Here is a 15,348-nt window from a genome sequence, read left to right as displayed (position 1 = left end):
TTTTTTTAACTGGCTATATTTTTAATTGACTACATAAAGGCTCTTTAATGCAATCATCTTTAGAGATAAAAAATCTACAGCTCTTTCGAGAAGATAAATTGCTCCTTCAGTTAGATGAACAGATTGAAGGTGGTGACATTCTCACTATCATGGGTCCATCTGGTAGTGGCAAGTCAAGTTTGTTAAATTGGATGACTGGCACCTTGCCGAGCGGCTTGAGTGCCACGGGTGAGGTTTGGCTACATGGTCAAAACATCAGTCACCTGCCCGCGCATTTACGCCATATCGGCATTTTGTATCAAGATGCGCTGTTATTCTCGCATTTATCGGTTGCAGGAAATATTGCTTTTGCAATGCCTAAGGGCAATAAAGAGCAGCACTTTGAACAAATAGCAGACGCACTTGATCAAGTGGGTTTGGCAGGTATGGAAAATCGACATCCCGATAGTTTGTCTGGGGGTCAGCAAGCCCGTGTTGCGCTGCTGCGTACTCTGTTAAGCGAACCTAAAGCGATATTATTGGACGAACCTTTTAGCAAACTTGATAGTCAGCTTAGAGCGGAAACCCAACAATTGGTATTCAGTCAAATCCGTCAGCATAAGTTACCTACCATCATGGTTACCCACGACCATAGCGATGCTGAAGCAGCAAACGGCAAAATCATTCGCCTTTGATAAGAAATTGTTTGTCTGATAAACAGCCTTTAGCTTTTGATAAAATAAAAAGCTTGATAAACAATACTTAGAAACCAGTATAAAAAGTGCGACTGCTTGCTTCTAAAAGAATGACGATACAAAAGGCAAAAATATGCTCGATAAGTTTATTACCCCCATCATCAAGCCTCTATTAGAGCCATTGGTCGTACTATTTTATAAGGGTGGTATTACCGCAAATCAGTTGACTGTCACTGGTTTTCTCATTGGTATGTTGGCGTTGCCATTGATTGCTTTTGAGCTGTGGAATGCAGCACTAATTGCTATTATATTGAACCGTGTTTTTGATGGATTAGATGGTGCACTGGCACGTTATGCTGGCCAAAGCTCAAGTGCGGGCGGCTATTTAGACATTACCCTAGATTTTTTATTCTATGCAGCGGTGCCACTCGGCTTTGTATTGGTTAATCCCGAGCAAAACGCTATTGTAGGCGCATTGTTATTAGCCGCCTTTATTGGCACTGGCTCTAGCTTTTTGGCCTTTGCTATTGCAGCTGAAAAATTCCAATTAGATAAGCCGCAATTTAAATATAAGAGCTTTTATTATCTAAATGGTCTCACTGAGGGTACTGAAACCATTGTTTTATTTATCGCCTTTTGTATTTGGCCACAGCACTTTGTGGTATTAGCAAGTATTTTTGCAGCGGCCTGTGCGGTTACTATTATGACTCGTATATATGGCGGTTATCATACGCTTAAACGGCTCGAAACCGATATACATAAGCCCATTAAGGAGGTCAGTAATGGCGAATGAGATGTGGTGGCGTTTGGGCTTTTTCTTTAGCATATTGGTCATTATGATGCTCATTGAGCATAGGCATCCCGCACGTCAATCACCAATTAAGAGTAGCACACGTTGGTTTGCTAATCTTGGATTGGTATTTGCCTCTTCTTTTGTTGCGCGTTTGGCAGTCCCCATTGGGCTGACAACGGTCGCCATTTATAATCAAGAAAACGGTATCGGTTTATTTAATTTAATTGAGATACCGAATATCGCGGCTATTATTTTAAGCTTATTGTTGCTTGATATGGTTATCTACTGGCAGCATCGTTTATTTCATCGAGTGCCGATTCTCTGGCGCTTGCACCGTGTCCATCACGCTGATTCGCATATCGATGCCAGCACTGGGCTTAGATTTCATCCTATCGAAATTGTCTTAAGCATATTGCTTAAGCTTGTTGTCATTAGTGTGCTTGGTGTCCCTGCTATCGTGGTACTTATATTCGAGATTGCCTTAAATGGGTTGGCTATGTTTAATCATGCCAATATTCGTCTGCCACCAGTGATTGAGAAGCCTTTACGCATGATTCTAGTCACGCAAGTCTTACACCGTATTCATCACAGCCAACGGGCCAGTGAGACCAACTCCAATTATGGCTTTAGTGTGACTTGGTGGGATTGGCTTTTTGGTAGTTATAAAAGCCAAGGATTCAAACCTGATCAAGCATTAGATATTGGTTTAAAAGAGTATCCCGATGCCAAGCAAAATGCCTCGCTATGGGGATTGTTGCTCATGCCTTTTAAAAATAAACCTTCTATAAATCAATCCAATCAAAAATAAATGCAGCATCTAACCATCACTAAACGGGTAATATGGACTATTAATTGCTAGCAAAACCTTTAATTGTTAACCAGCGTTACAAATATTTGAGCAATCATTCAATTTATATTTGAGTGATTGCTCAAAATCATTTATAGTGGTGTCAGTTATCAAGTAGAAGGTAATACCTTTACGATAATAAGTTTTAACTTTAATCACATATCATCATTGTTTTTCAACCTGAATGATTGAATAAAATTTTAATACTGTTACTAATACCAAATAGGAATTATATATGACTGACTTTACATTACATGACAAACAAAGCGCGCCAGCAGAAAGCACAGCATTACTTGATGTCTCAATCAATGCATTTGGTATGGTTCCAAACTTACATGCCGTAATGGCTGAAGCGCCTGGATTGCTTGAAGGCTACCAACGTCTACATCAACTGTTCTTAGACAGCAGCTTTGATGACGAAGAGACTACGGTAGTATGGCAAACCATCAACGTCGAGCATGAATGTCATTATTGTGTGCCAGCTCATACTGGTATTGCCAAAAGCATGAAAGTCGATGATGCTATCACTGATGCATTACGTGACGAGACGCCACTACCAACTGCAAAACTAGAAGCTTTACGTGACTTTACTCTATCTGTGGTTCGTGATCGTGGCAACGTCAATGATGACACTGTACAAACGTTTTTGGACGCAGGATTTACTAAGCGTCAAGTGCTAGAAGTGGTATTAGCAACAGCACAGAAAGTAATGAGTAACTACACCAACCATCTCGCTAATACACCAATCGATAAGCCTTTTCAAAAATTTGAATGGCACAAAGCAGACTAACAGCACAGACTAGTTGAGCAAAGAATTTCGTATAAAATCGAAGGAGATATTGTGATGAGTATAATAGCCCCACTGCGCATCGATATTGTATCGGACGTGGTTTGCCCTTGGTGCGCTATAGGCTATGGACAGTTGGCCGAAGCACTCAAAAAAACCAATACTGAGTACGAGATTCATTGGCATCCGTTTGAGCTTAATCCTGATACGCCGCACGAAGGACGAAACTATCGTGAGCATATCGCTAAGAAATACGGCTCAAGTCGAGAAGAATCTGATGCCAGCCGCGCTAAAATGACTGAGGCTGGTCGTGAGGTTGGCTTTGCATTTAACTTTACTGAAGAGAGTCGCACTTATAATACCTTTGCTATGCATCAACTACTGCACTGGGCCGATCAGCAAGGGTACGCGCATGATTTAAAGCAAGCCTTGTTCGCGGCTCACTTTACTCACGCTAGAGATATTTCTAACAAAGAAGTCTTAGCCGATATCGTGGCAGAGATTGGTTTAGATCGTAGTGAGGCGCTAGCGGTATTAGCAGACGAGCGCTTTGCTGAAGACGTCCGCCGTGCTCAGCAACAGTGGAGACAGCAAAGTATTCAAAGCGTACCTTCTGTTATCTTTAACCAAAAGCATCTGGTTAGCGGTGCTCAAGGGGTCGAGAACTTCAAAAGTATTTTGCAGCAATTAGCGGACATGCCACAATAGATGTATCTCTAATTAATAATAAAAACACACTGCAAAATTTAAAACTAAAAAGGCTACTTAATCTTTCAAGTAGCCTTTTTTTACACCTGCTATTATACAAATGACCGTTAATATCCATACTCATGTTCGATTTTTAGCTTAAATGACCATCATACTAGCGAACGTAAGCTTGGCCACTAGGCATCGTTTTAACCAACAGACTCATTATTGCGCAAGCTTTCTATAGAATACGCCATATCCTCTGCAAGCGCATGAACCGCCGCACTGTCAACATCGCGCTGAGCAAAAGCACGTAACCCCATAACCTCGGCTTGTAATCGACGGGCCAACCTCAGTGGATCGAGTGTGTCATCCAGCTCTCCTAGCTGCTGCGCTTCCACAAAACATGCGGCAAAACGCGCCTCCATACCCGCTAGTAATTTTTCAACTTTCTCTAGCGCTAACTGTTCACGGGCACCAAGCTCAAGTAAGCTTTTGACCAACATACATGCCCGACTGGGCAGGTTTTTTTCGCGGATACCGCCAAGCTGACGCATGTAAGCTGCCAATCCTAATAAAGGGGATTCATAGCTGGCTAATGTACGCTCAAGCTCCTTTAGCCCTGCCTGCGCATAGTAATCAAGCGCTTCTTGAAACAATCCGTCTTTATTACCAAAAGCGGCATAAATACTGCCTGGTCGCATGTCAAGCGCTTGCTCGATATCCTTTAAAGAGGTTGCATGAAAGCCTTTTTGCCAAAACAGCTGTATGGCCCGCTCTAATGCTTCATGACGATTATATAATGTGGTACGTGACATAATATTCCAATTTTTATCCCATGATTTTAGACAATAAAGTAAACATGGTTATACAATTTGAGTGACTACTCAATTTTATCTTGAATGATTACTCAAGTCCAGCTAAAGTAAGTTTACCGAATGTCTTTATTATATTATCAAACCTCACTATAGTCGGTCCTAAATAAAAGAAATACAAATGTTATAAGGTACTACTGGGGTTACTTTTTCTTGCTTGCTGTGCCTACGCAGACAGAGGCTGCGAATAATTAACCCCAGTAGCTCTGTACCCTTTTAAAAGTGGATTAGCTATAGTAAGGCTTACTTTTATTGCAAAAGGAACTTTTATGTCCTATATCTACTCAGCTCCGATTATCGTATTCGATGTCAACGAAACCTTACTCGATATCGATACGCTCACGCCCTTATTCACGCGTTTATTTGGGGATAATAACAGACTCCGAGAGTGGTTCGCGCAATTGGTACTTTATTCGCAAACCATGACTTTATCTGGTCTTTATACACCTTTTGGCGAGCTTGGCGTTGGTGCTTTACAAATGACCGCAGATATTCATGCCGTTACGCTAACAGAAGAAGATGTTCAGGAGTTTAAGCAGCGCATGAGTGAGATGCCAGCTCACCCTGACGCTATCCCTGCTTTGACCAAACTACGTGATGCAGGATTTAGATTGGTGACCTTGACCAACTCAGCACCCAGCGCCTCTCCGACACCGCTTGAAAAAGCAGGACTGAGTGAATTCTTTGAGCGGAATTTTAGTGTTGCAAACGTCAGCCAATTTAAACCTGCACCGGCGACATATCAGATGGTCGCTCGCGAGCTGTCCGTTGAGACCTCAGAGCTATGTCTTGTCGCCTGTCACCTCTGGGATGTCATCGGTGCTCAAGCTGCTGGCTGCCAAGGGGCTTTTATCACTCGACCTTATAACGCGCTACTTTCGGCACCCAATGTACCAAAACCCGACTTTATCGCTTCAGACCTCATCACCCTCGCTGAACACATTATTAAACATCAAAGCTCTTAAGCGGGTGAACAAGAATCTACGGCAATTATTCTAAAAAGGTATGTGACTCAATTATCTGACAAACGATTTTTCAATAAAAACTTTGGGATTGCCGTATTTGATGACATCTCTTGGCAGAATTTGTTACCATGACTGAAGACAATTTAGATCATTTCACTTAGTTAGTTTCATTTAGGTAATGCAGATATGGCAAAAAACGCCCTACAGGCTCAACTTCTAAAAGCAGGCTTGGTTGATAGTAAGAAAGCCAACAAAATAAGTAAACAGACGCAGCACGCTAAGCGCACTGGCGATGCATCGAATATCGAAGCTAAACAAGCCTTGGCAGATGCTCAAGCTAAGAAGCTAGAAAAAGACCAAAAGCTCAATCAAGAAAAGCAGCGCATTTTAGAAGAAAAGATGCTAAAAGCCAACATCATCCAAATGATTAAGCAGCATAAACTGACTGAGACAAACGGCGATATCAGCTATCAGTTTGTCGACGATGCCAAAGTCAAAAAAATCTCTATCACTCAAAAGCTATATGATCAAATCGTGGCAGGTCACGTGGTCATTGCTCGCTTAGATGACAGCTATGCCCTACTACCGCGCCCACTTGCTGATCGTATCGATTCAAAGATGACAGGCTTTATGGTGGTATCAAACGATACTGCAGAAGATGAGCTGGCAGAAGACGATCCATATGCCGCTTATGTGATTCCAGATGACTTGATGTGGTAATCACTGCTGTAGATAATACTATTGAAAAGCGCTATTGATTATCAATAGCGCTTTTCAATAGTCATCCCAGTCCCACTGTATCGTTTTAATACTGAAGTCACTATAGCAAAAAATCAAATCGCTTTAGCAAACTCCAAGTGCTTTAAACCAATCGTTCTTAGCTTTCCTTTATCGTCCACTTCTTTGATGACCAATGACCACTCATCACTGATAGCAACCGTATCGCCTGATACTGGCTTCATATCCAAATTGTCTATGACATACTCAGCGACCGTCTGCTCCCACATAATTTTTGAAGTATTTTCAGGTTTTGCCTTTAGCTTATCTACAAGAGACTCAGACGCCATGATATCGGTAAAAAAAGGCAAATCTCCAAGCTTCACACTGGGTGATAGCAACCAGTCGCCATAAAAGTCATCAATGGCTTTACGATCGAGTGTCGTATCATTGAAAATCTTGGCAATTTGACTGGCATGATTACCTCTCATCGCATACCAGACTCTATCCCCACATTTGAGCTTGGTCGTTTCTTCAACCATCACAATGTGTTGCCGACGTACCAAAGCAAAGATACTAATCTCATCAGGGCTGACACGGTTAGAGATGCCCATCGGATGACGGTCAATCGCAAATGCACCAGACTTTACTTCAAATTCATATAAGGTAATGCTCGCTTTATCAGATACCCAAACTTCATGTTCTTCTTCTGGGTCTTTATTATTCGGAATACGTACTTTAAACAAATTTGCCATAATAGGAATGGTCGTGCCTTGCAAAATCAAAGACAACACCACTACACCAAAGGCAATATCGAATAGCATAAAGGCACCATCTATGCCTGCCATAACTGGCAATATCGCAAGGGTAATAGGTACTGCCCCGCGCAGTCCTACCCAAGAGATAAAGCCAATTTCTCTGTCTTTGAATTTAAAAGGTTTAACGCTAGTATAAACTGCAATAGGACGAGCAACTAAAATCATAAAGGCGGCAATCGCCACTGAATAATACCAAACATCGATAACGTTCGATGGCGTCACGAGCAAACCTAGCACCACAAACAGCACCGCTTGAGACAACCAAGCAAAGCTGTCCATGACCCGCATGACATGCTCGGTTGAGCGGACTTTATGGTTCCCAATCAGCACACCAGTGAGGTAAATCGCCAAAAATCCACTGCCGCCAATAAGGTTGGTCGCGGCAAAGACTGCCAAGCCAGCAGACATAATTAAGATAGCGTACATACCTTCCGCTAACAGTATCTTGGGTAATAGCCTGGCTAATAAATAGCCGAACAGCAGACCCATGCCAAGACCAAAGCTAAGCTGCTGTAATAGCAACCCTAAAAAGCCCAGTAACGTTTGCCCTTCGGGATCGACATTTAAGGCAATCAATCCGGTTACAAGCAAAATAGCCAAAGGATCATTGGCACCAGATTCCAGCTCCAATGTGGCTTGTACACGGTCGTTAAGCTTGACACCGCCATTACGCAGCAATGAAAAGACCGCTGCCGCATCGGTCGAACCGACAATCGCTGCCATTAACAAGCCAAAACGCCAATCGACATCAAGTAGCCAAGTCACAAATATGCCCAGTATCATGACAGTCGCGAGGACACCCCAAGTTGCGAGGGTAACGGCAGGCTTAAGACCAACGCGAAAGGAATTAAAAGAGGTACGTAGACCACCATCTAACAAGATACAGGCTAAAGCTGCCTGACCAACAAAATTAGCAATAGCATATTGGGAAAACTCGATACCTAAGATACCCTCTTCACCAGCCAGCATTCCTACCATTAAAAACAGCAGTAATAAAGGAACGCCCAAACGTGCTGATAACGTGCTTGCCATGATACTGGCGAAAATTAACAATGCCCCTACAAGGTATAGGATATTTAAGGTATCCATCTTTTTTTAAGCCCTATTTTTATGAATGACGACAAATACAATTATCGTAATAATGTTGCTCTGATTTCGTTACGGTAAAAGCCGCTCCTAAGCATAACATCCACATCCGAATTCATAGAAAATATTTATAAGAACATACATCCAATTTCAGATATGTAATTACTATCGTGTATTTTTGCATGATTTAAGTGGTCTTGCTTAGTAACACCTAAGCCTGAATGTATTGCCAAGTAAGTACTAAAATTGCCGCCGCTATTGTCCAAGCGACAACGCCGAGCAGCAGTGCCTTATATAAACTGATATAGCTGATGCTAAAGAACACCACAAAGGTATAAATAAGGTGCGGAATGACACCAAGCATACTAAATATTAGTGCGACCCTTAAATCAGCAGGACTACGCTCAGTACCGACGATGAAGTGACTGATTAATGTAAAGGTGGGGAAAAGTGGCGCAAGTGCCGCCAAATAAAAAAATCGAGTTTGCGCAAATAATTGAATCGCCAGTACCATTAGAGCGCCAATAAGCATTTTTAACCAAATCACGACGGGATCATCTCCTGTTGAATGATAAGGGCTGAACATAGCCCAATCCACCATGATACTAAAGTCTGCAAAGCGATATAAGAGGAACAACAGCTTAATTGACTTACACCATAAAAAGGCTCAAAAAAAACCCATCTAGCAATGCTGCTAAATGGGGCTATGACTGATAATTGTTGATGCTATTTGCGAACTAATTAATCATTTTTTGGCTTCAGCGCGGCACTGATATCTGCAAGTAATGGCGGGATATCATGCTTGCCAGCGATAACCTCCAACATAACCAGCTTGTCTTTTGCAGCCGCCGCTTGCTTGAGAGCATCTTTTAACTCGCCTGCTGTCTCTGCTTTTAGTAGCAGACTATTATTAGCATTGGCACCAAACGCTTTTGGCATCAACTGCCAGTCACATTTAGGAATGTCGTTATAGTACTGGTTTTCACCATGAATCGCGCGCTCAACGGTATAGCCATCATTGTTAATCAGTACAATCACCGGGTTGATACGTTCTTGAATCATTACCGCAATTTCTTGAATGGTTAATAAAGCAGAACCATCACCAATGAGTAAAATACTACGCTTATGCGGTGAAGCAATGGCACCACCTAAACTCGCAGGCAAAGTATAACCAATAGAACCCCACATCGGCTGACCATAAGACGTCACGCCTTCTGGCAGACGCACATCACTGATACCAAAATAGGCAGTACCTTGTTCTGAAAACACCAAGTTTTTATCATCAAGCGCATCAGCAATGATATGCCATAAGTCATCTTGACGAATGGCCTCATTATCCTTGCCATGTTGCTCATGCTGCTTTACCTCTTCACAGAACTGCTTCGGTACAATATTAATATCTGAGGTCATTACCTCATGCAGTGTTTTTAGAGCATCTTTTAGGGCAATGGGCGCAAAGTTTTTGCCTGCGATACTCGCACGCTCATAATGCAGGTCAACCACCACGTTTTCATCAATATCTTGGCTAAAACCTGCAGTAGTAGTATCAGTATATTGCACACCAATTTTTATCAAACACTCACAGTTTTCGACCATATCCTTAACCACAGGACGCGATGCCACGCCTGCATAGGTGCCTGCCCAACGCTCACTATTTTCATCAAGCAAGGTTTTGCCCCACGATAACGTCGTATAAGGAATGTCAGTATCGGCAATCAAAGCCTTAAGCTGATTTTGCAGACCCAAACGATGCACCATCAAATCTGCCATGAGCGTCGTGGTTTTATTGGGTAAAAATTCTATCAGTGCTTGTTTAAAGTCTGCTAACGCCGCTTGGCTAGTAATATCTTCCTCACTATCGATAAGTTTAGTCGTCGGCGGATAAATTGGCGTTTTTGCTACATCTGGTGATAGTAATAAATAGCCTGGGCGATGCTTTTTGAGAATCACGCGAATCACGCGGTCAATCTCTGAGGCAGCATTTTCAGGCGTAATTTGCGCCCGTGCTACCGTAACCGGTTCTACCATTTTAATAAAATGATTGAACACGCCATCACCAAGTGAGTGATGGATGCGACGCTTTGAATCTTGTAATGCTGTACTTGGCGCGCCTACGATATGAAGCACTGGCGCATACTCAGCAAACGAGCCTGCGGTGGCATTGATAGCGGACAGCTCACCCACTCCAAAGGTCGTCACCATCGCCGCAAACCCACGCTCACGTGCATAGCCATCTGCTGCGTAACCAGCATTTAACTCATTGGTATTACCTACCCAGCGCAATTTATCTGAGGCAAGCACATTATCTAAAAACGTGAGATTAAAATCACCAGGTACGCCAAATACCTCTGACGCACCTGCTTCTGCGACACGATCAAACAAATAATCAGCGATGGTATATTGTTGACTCATACTACTTATCCTTAAGTGTTATGTTTATTAATCATAAATATGATAAAAGTAATTATAAAACTGCATTCCAGCCTATTTATAGAAAGCAAAGCTTTTGGAATATAGATTATAACAATCTGTTATAACATAGATAGACGATGCGATAATATGCCAATCTACTATCTTTTGCTTTTTTTCATACTAGCTGTTGACACTCTCAGAAAACTGCGTATAATACGCCATCATCAACTGACGATAGTTAATTGATAATTAGCGGGAATAGCTCAGTGGTAGAGCATAACCTTGCCAAGGTTGGGGTCGAGAGTTCGAATCTCTTTTCCCGCTCCAAATACTTAAAAAGCCTCACATAACAGTGAGGCTTTTTTTTGTCCGTCTTTCAGGGGCTGTAGCGTTTTTCAGCATGAGCTATTCAGTCTAATTGCTAAGTTTAGCTAATATATTAAAAGCTCAAAAATCAGCACCGTGACCAAAACGTGACCATTTCGTGTCCACCATATAAACACTGATTCTATAATTGACCCCAACTTATTACTCTTATCTTTATAAAAAACGATGCTAAGAAATATTTTCTTAGCATCGTTTTTCCTTTTCCAATGCTTTTTTAAATTAAGCTCATAGCGTGACCAAAACGTGACCAAATCATGAAAAAGTAGATATAAAAAATAACCCCAACCTTAATTTCATGCTTTGGAACGTCATATATATAAGGCTCTGCCACTTATTCCTCTGCGCATCTTTTTCAACTCTGTATATCTTCAAGACTCTTCATCATCTTTAGGATTTGGCGTATAAATAAATAAGTCACCTACCTGTACGTCTAAAAACTCACATAACTGGTCGATAGTATTGAAATCAATTCTTGATGACTCTTCATTGTATAGCTTATGAAGTGTTGATTTACTCATGCCTGTTGCCCTTACAACATCTGCTACGCGCAGTTTTTTCTCTGCCAGAATAACAGGGAGTTTAGACACAATCATAATTATTACCTCTTTTCGGGTAAAAATGCTTTACATTGAGGTAAAAAGATAATATAGTACACAAATCGGTTATTAATTACCTTTAAGCGGGTAAATAATTACTGATTACTTCAAGGTGCATTCTTACAAGTTGATAAAATAATTTTTATTCTATCACTTAATGCGATGACTTAATAACTGAAAAGAGGTAAATACCATGAGCAATACTTATTTAACAACTGATGAGTTAGCTGAACGCATCAAGTACGACGCACGTACTATCCGCAATCAAATGAAAGACACCGTTTTAATTGAAAACATTCACTACATACGCCCTTTTGGTGGCCGTAAGATTCTGTATGTATGGGAGCGTATCGAAGAGGATATGTGCAAGCCGGTTATGAGCGCTATCAACGGTATGGCACTTCAATAATAGAAGGAGATTTATCATGGCTACTATACAAGGACGGTTTGGCAAACTAATTGCCGACTTCTACTACCTAGGTATACGTTGTCGAGAAAAGACTAGCTTAGAAGATAACCCAGCTAACAGAAGAAAATTAGCGACTGTTTTGAAAAAAATAGACGCAGAAATAACCCTAGGCATCTTCGACTATGGCGCCTACTTTCCGAAGAGTACTCGTCTAAAAGAGATGACAGCACTGGCCGATAGAGCGGAAGCTTGTATCAGTCGTAATCCAACCTTTAGACAGTTTGTCGATATTTGGTATGAGGAGAAGAAGATTGAATGGCGGCCAAGCTATCGGCAAAAGACGCAGATTATTTTAGATAAGTACTTGTTACCTGAGTTTGGTGGCAAAGCGGTACATGCCATAAAAAAACCAGACTTGCTGACCTTCCGTAGCTCCCTCGCCAAAGTTTGTTACGGTAAAGATGGTCAGTCAAGTCTGTCAGTAGCACGGATCAACCAGATCATGATACTTCTTCGTATGATACTAGAAGAAGCGTCGGATCGCCATGAGTTTGAGATGCCTTATAAAAATATTAAGAATCTCAAGCAAGCGCGTCCGGATGTGAATCCTTTTACACTTTCTGAGGTATGGCTGATTTTAAAGCATGTTCGTGCTGATTATAGGCCCTACTACACTATTCGCTTCTTTACAGGGATGCGTACCAGTGAGATCGATGGGCTTAAGTGGGACTGCATTAACTTTGATCGCCGTGAGATCAGTATTCGCGGTGCATTGGTGAATGGGGAGATGGGTCCAACGAAAACGTTAGGCTCGCAACGTGATATTGCGATGTCACAACTGGTCTATGACGCACTACAAGAGCAGAAGACGCGTACCTTTGGTAAGTCAGAGTTTGTGTTTTGCAATTCACAGGGCAATCCGATGGAGTATCGCAATGTGAACCGGCGGGTATGGAAACCCACGCTTGCCCTACTCGGTCTGAAACATAGGCGGGCTTATCAGACTCGGCATACGGCAGCGACGCTATGGCTGGCTGCTGGTGAGAATCCTGAATGGATCGCTCGGCAGATGGGTCACAGTAGTACGGAGATGCTGTTTCGGGTATATAGCCGTTATGTACCTGATATCACCCGACAGGATGGCTCGGCAATGGATAACTTGCTACTAGCGAGCAAGGAGAAGCTAACCAGCGCATCTAATAGCTCTGAAGGTGAAGCACTAATCAGGGACTCACAAACTGACAAGGAGACGTCACAATGAAAATTATCAATTACGAGGAGCTGTTTGGTGAGTTTAAACCCGACGGTGCAATTAGTGAGGATGCTAATAAGATTGCTAATGCATTGATGCGTGAGTTGTATGTTTCATCGGATCATAACCTCGCACGCTTCTTAGGAGTGAAGCGCTGCTTTGATAATGATATGGCACTGCGTATATGGGTACAGAAGCGCTTAGATGCTCAGGATGGGTACTTTGTAGAGGATATGAGCAGCAAGCTTCAAAGTGAGCTTTATGAGCTACTACCGCAGTCTGATTATGACGGCTATTGAGGAGAATGTGATGAGTGTAAAGCTTCAGCCTAATATGACGCAGAACGCACGAGATCTAAAGATCTGTGAGGACTACTGGGCATATGATAATAAAGGTGATTATATCGCGCATGTAGAAATCGTTTGTGAAAAGTATGAGATTAGCACTCAAGTACTGTTCGAGACAATCGGTGAGTGTTTTGCTTATTTAGATGATGTGCGATGCGAGTACTGTGGTTATGTGTGCCCTTTACAGATACCAGCAGATATTGCATATATGCGAGCAAAAGAGCGTTGGTGCTGTGAGGTATGTGAACATGCTGTATGGCGGGAACATAATCATAGATAAGTTATTCACAATTTTAAAGCCAGACAGCTTAGGTTGTCTGGCGAGACTTTCCCAAACTTTGTGTAACTGCTTATAATCCACTAACCGAAGAATAAGCAATGACTAACCAAACTGACATCAAGAAACTGGCCCAGCAGATGGCTGGTAGCATGAACAGCTTTGATGACATCAAAGACTTCCAAAAGCAACTCATGCAATCCTTTATCGATACTGCCCTAGAAGCTGAGATGGAAGACCATCTTGGCTATCCTAAGCATGAAAAGGCGGATAAACCTAATAAGCGCAATGGGCACACTAAAAAGACAGTCCGTAGTGACACAGGGGAGCTTGAGATCTCCACCCCAAGAGACCGTGACGGCGCTTTTGAGCCCACCTTAGTGCGTAAGCATCAAACCCGTATCTCAGGGCTTGACGATAAAATCATATTCCACTACAGGCATAGCCTTCCGTCTTGCGCTTCGGGCAAGTGTCTCCCAGACACTTGCTGATCCTCGCTCATATGCCAAGGGCCAAACGACCACCGAGATTGTCGAGACCATCAAAGAGCTTTACGACGTCGACATCTCAAGCTCTCTTGTCTCAAGAGTCACTGACAACATCTTGGAAGACATCACTGCGTGGCAGAATAGACCACTGAGCAGTGTTTATCCTATCGTCTATTTGGACTGTATTGTTGTTAAAGTACGTCAAGATAAGCAGATCATCAACAAGGCTATCTATCTGGCGCTAGGGGTGGGACTTAACGGTAAAAAAGAGCTGCTGGGTATGTGGTTATCAGAGAATGAGGGCGCTAAGTTCTGGCTAGGCGTTCTCACTGAATTGCAAAACCGCGGGGTACAAGACATACTCATTGCCTGTGTCGACGGTTTAAAGGGCTTTCCTGATGCCATCAATACTGTTTACCCCAACGCTCAGGTTCAGCTGTGTATCGTGCACATGGTGCGTTATTCAATGAAGTTCGTACCATGGACGGACAAAAAGGCAGTAGCGGCTGATTTAAAGGCAATTTATGGTGCTGATACTATAGAGATAGCAGAGGCCAATCTTGAGCACTTTGATGAAGTGTGGGGCGATAAGTATCCGCATGTCATCAAGTCTTGGCGCAATAACTGGGAAGGCTTAACGGTGTTCTTTGGTTACCCTAAAGACATCAGAAAAGTCATATATACCACCAATGCTATTGAGTCGCTAAACAGTGTGATTCGTACGGCAGTGAATAAGCGTAAGGTGTTCCCGTCTGATCAGGCAGCGTTTAAGGTAGTATATCTGGCAACCCAGCAGGCGTCTAAAAAGTGGTCGATGCCGATTCGTAACTGGACGTCTGCCCTTAATCGCTTTATGATTATGTTTGATGATCGTATCAGTAAGCATTTAATCTAAATGGCAGTTACACAGAATTCGGGATACCCTCTGTCT

Annotated in this window: 16 protein-coding genes, 1 tRNA gene and 1 pseudogene; 13 read left to right on the top strand and 5 right to left on the bottom strand. The window is 42.4% G+C overall.

Annotated elements, in window-relative coordinates; all coding sequences use genetic code 11:
- Positions 1–47 precede the first annotated feature (47 nt).
- From PCRYO_RS05025 to PCRYO_RS05005, 5 genes are all read left to right on the top strand, one after another.
- Positions 48–674 (top strand): ATP-binding cassette domain-containing protein, encoded by a 627-nt coding sequence (locus tag PCRYO_RS05025; RefSeq protein WP_011513315.1) that lies wholly within the window; start codon positions 48–50, stop codon positions 672–674.
- 133 nt (positions 675–807) lie between these two features.
- Positions 808–1,467 (top strand): CDP-alcohol phosphatidyltransferase family protein, encoded by a 660-nt coding sequence (locus PCRYO_RS05020; protein WP_011513314.1) that lies wholly within the window; start codon positions 808–810, stop codon positions 1,465–1,467.
- Positions 1,457–2,275, top strand: coding sequence for a sterol desaturase family protein (locus PCRYO_RS05015; protein ID WP_011513313.1), 819 nt, complete (start codon positions 1,457–1,459; stop codon positions 2,273–2,275). The genes PCRYO_RS05020 and PCRYO_RS05015 overlap by 11 nt, the downstream gene beginning before the upstream one ends.
- 274 nt (positions 2,276–2,549) lie before the next feature.
- Positions 2,550–3,104, top strand: coding sequence for a carboxymuconolactone decarboxylase family protein (locus PCRYO_RS05010; protein WP_011513312.1), 555 nt, complete (start codon positions 2,550–2,552; stop codon positions 3,102–3,104).
- A gap of 54 nt (positions 3,105–3,158) precedes the next feature.
- On the top strand, positions 3,159–3,809 hold the full coding sequence (locus PCRYO_RS05005) for a DsbA family oxidoreductase (RefSeq protein WP_011513311.1): 651 nt from the start codon (positions 3,159–3,161) through the stop codon (positions 3,807–3,809).
- Positions 3,810–3,997: 188 nt separating this feature from the next.
- Here the strand turns inward: PCRYO_RS05005 and PCRYO_RS05000 are convergent, their stop codons facing one another.
- The gene (locus PCRYO_RS05000; RefSeq protein ID WP_011513310.1) at positions 3,998–4,606 is read right to left on the bottom strand and encodes a TetR/AcrR family transcriptional regulator; all 609 of its coding nucleotides are present in this window, start codon (positions 4,604–4,606) and stop codon (positions 3,998–4,000) included.
- Positions 4,607–4,932: 326 nt separating this feature from the next.
- On the opposite strand from PCRYO_RS05000, the gene PCRYO_RS04995 reads away from it, so the two are divergent.
- A complete protein-coding gene (locus PCRYO_RS04995) occupies positions 4,933–5,628 on the top strand; it encodes a haloacid dehalogenase type II (protein WP_011513309.1) in 696 nt (231 codons plus the stop codon).
- Positions 5,629–5,814: 186 nt separating this feature from the next.
- Positions 5,815–6,348: a DUF2058 domain-containing protein gene (locus PCRYO_RS04990; protein WP_011513308.1), complete on the top strand. Its 534-nt coding sequence runs from the start codon at positions 5,815–5,817 to the stop codon at positions 6,346–6,348.
- 113 nt (positions 6,349–6,461) lie between these two features.
- Here PCRYO_RS04990 and PCRYO_RS04985 read toward each other — a convergent pair whose 3' ends face one another.
- The 3 genes from PCRYO_RS04985 to PCRYO_RS04975 all read right to left on the bottom strand — a co-directional run bounded on the left by PCRYO_RS04985 (position 6,462) and on the right by PCRYO_RS04975 (position 10,661).
- Entirely contained in the window at positions 6,462–8,252 is a 1,791-nt protein-coding gene (locus PCRYO_RS04985; RefSeq protein ID WP_011513307.1) for a potassium/proton antiporter, read from the bottom strand.
- 208 nt (positions 8,253–8,460) lie between these two features.
- Positions 8,461–8,835 (bottom strand): GlpM family protein, encoded by a 375-nt coding sequence (locus tag PCRYO_RS04980; protein ID WP_011513306.1) that lies wholly within the window; start codon positions 8,833–8,835, stop codon positions 8,461–8,463.
- A 155-nt stretch (positions 8,836–8,990) separates the two neighbouring features.
- The gene (locus PCRYO_RS04975; RefSeq protein WP_011513305.1) at positions 8,991–10,661 is read right to left on the bottom strand and encodes an alpha-keto acid decarboxylase family protein; all 1,671 of its coding nucleotides are present in this window, start codon (positions 10,659–10,661) and stop codon (positions 8,991–8,993) included.
- 252 nt (positions 10,662–10,913) lie between these two features.
- Here PCRYO_RS04975 and PCRYO_RS04970 point away from each other — a divergent pair.
- Positions 10,914–10,988: transfer RNA gene (locus tag PCRYO_RS04970), tRNA-Gly, on the top strand.
- Between the two features lie 428 nt (positions 10,989–11,416).
- Here PCRYO_RS04970 and PCRYO_RS04965 read toward each other — a convergent pair.
- Positions 11,417–11,641, bottom strand: a complete 225-nt coding sequence (locus PCRYO_RS04965) for a helix-turn-helix domain-containing protein (protein WP_011513304.1) — start codon at positions 11,639–11,641, stop codon at positions 11,417–11,419.
- Between the two features lie 196 nt (positions 11,642–11,837).
- Here PCRYO_RS04965 and PCRYO_RS04960 point away from each other — a divergent pair, with 196 nt between their 5' ends.
- The 5 genes and pseudogenes from PCRYO_RS04960 (at position 11,838) to PCRYO_RS13050 (ending at position 15,312) form a co-directional block, all read left to right on the top strand.
- A complete protein-coding gene (locus PCRYO_RS04960) occupies positions 11,838–12,053 on the top strand; it encodes a hypothetical protein (protein ID WP_011513303.1) in 216 nt (71 codons plus the stop codon).
- A 16-nt stretch (positions 12,054–12,069) separates the two neighbouring features.
- Positions 12,070–13,314, top strand: a complete 1,245-nt coding sequence (locus tag PCRYO_RS04955; RefSeq protein WP_011513302.1) for a site-specific integrase — start codon at positions 12,070–12,072, stop codon at positions 13,312–13,314.
- Positions 13,311–13,604: a hypothetical protein gene (locus PCRYO_RS04950; RefSeq protein ID WP_011513301.1), complete on the top strand. Its 294-nt coding sequence runs from the start codon at positions 13,311–13,313 to the stop codon at positions 13,602–13,604. Before PCRYO_RS04955 ends, PCRYO_RS04950 begins: the two co-directional genes overlap by 4 nt.
- 10 nt (positions 13,605–13,614) lie before the next feature.
- Positions 13,615–13,932, top strand: coding sequence for a hypothetical protein (locus PCRYO_RS04945; RefSeq protein ID WP_041753041.1), 318 nt, complete (start codon positions 13,615–13,617; stop codon positions 13,930–13,932).
- A gap of 98 nt (positions 13,933–14,030) precedes the next feature.
- Positions 14,031–15,312, top strand: a pseudogene (locus PCRYO_RS13050) (IS256 family transposase).
- Positions 15,313–15,348 lie beyond the last annotated feature (36 nt).

The sequence above is a fragment of the Psychrobacter cryohalolentis K5 genome, from assembly GCF_000013905.1.
Taxonomy (GTDB): Bacteria; Pseudomonadota; Gammaproteobacteria; order Pseudomonadales; family Moraxellaceae; genus Psychrobacter; species Psychrobacter cryohalolentis.
Note: the sequence above shows the minus strand (reverse complement) of the source record. Positions and strands in the feature narration are given on the sequence as shown.

Bases quoted from the DNA above. Each gene is read 5' to 3' on its own strand.
- PCRYO_RS05005 (WP_011513311.1), top strand. From the start codon at position 3,159: ATGAGTATAATAGCCCCACTGCGCATCGATATTGTATCGGACGTGGTT.
- PCRYO_RS04950 (WP_011513301.1), top strand. From the start codon at position 13,311: ATGAAAATTATCAATTACGAGGAGCTGTTTGGTGAGTTTAAACCCGAC.
- PCRYO_RS04985 (WP_011513307.1), bottom strand. From the start codon at position 8,252: ATGGATACCTTAAATATCCTATACCTTGTAGGGGCATTGTTAATTTTC.
- PCRYO_RS04945 (WP_041753041.1), top strand. From the start codon at position 13,615: ATGAGTGTAAAGCTTCAGCCTAATATGACGCAGAACGCACGAGATCTA.
- PCRYO_RS05000 (WP_011513310.1), bottom strand. From the start codon at position 4,606: ATGTCACGTACCACATTATATAATCGTCATGAAGCATTAGAGCGGGCC.
- PCRYO_RS05025 (WP_011513315.1), top strand. From the start codon at position 48: ATGCAATCATCTTTAGAGATAAAAAATCTACAGCTCTTTCGAGAAGAT.
- PCRYO_RS05015 (WP_011513313.1), top strand. From the start codon at position 1,457: ATGGCGAATGAGATGTGGTGGCGTTTGGGCTTTTTCTTTAGCATATTG.
- PCRYO_RS04975 (WP_011513305.1), bottom strand. From the start codon at position 10,661: ATGAGTCAACAATATACCATCGCTGATTATTTGTTTGATCGTGTCGCA.
- PCRYO_RS04980 (WP_011513306.1), bottom strand. From the start codon at position 8,835: ATGTTCAGCCCTTATCATTCAACAGGAGATGATCCCGTCGTGATTTGG.
- PCRYO_RS04965 (WP_011513304.1), bottom strand. From the start codon at position 11,641: ATGATTGTGTCTAAACTCCCTGTTATTCTGGCAGAGAAAAAACTGCGC.
- PCRYO_RS04960 (WP_011513303.1), top strand. From the start codon at position 11,838: ATGAGCAATACTTATTTAACAACTGATGAGTTAGCTGAACGCATCAAG.
- PCRYO_RS04955 (WP_011513302.1), top strand. From the start codon at position 12,070: ATGGCTACTATACAAGGACGGTTTGGCAAACTAATTGCCGACTTCTAC.
- PCRYO_RS05010 (WP_011513312.1), top strand. From the start codon at position 2,550: ATGACTGACTTTACATTACATGACAAACAAAGCGCGCCAGCAGAAAGC.
- PCRYO_RS04995 (WP_011513309.1), top strand. From the start codon at position 4,933: ATGTCCTATATCTACTCAGCTCCGATTATCGTATTCGATGTCAACGAA.
- PCRYO_RS05020 (WP_011513314.1), top strand. From the start codon at position 808: ATGCTCGATAAGTTTATTACCCCCATCATCAAGCCTCTATTAGAGCCA.
- PCRYO_RS04990 (WP_011513308.1), top strand. From the start codon at position 5,815: ATGGCAAAAAACGCCCTACAGGCTCAACTTCTAAAAGCAGGCTTGGTT.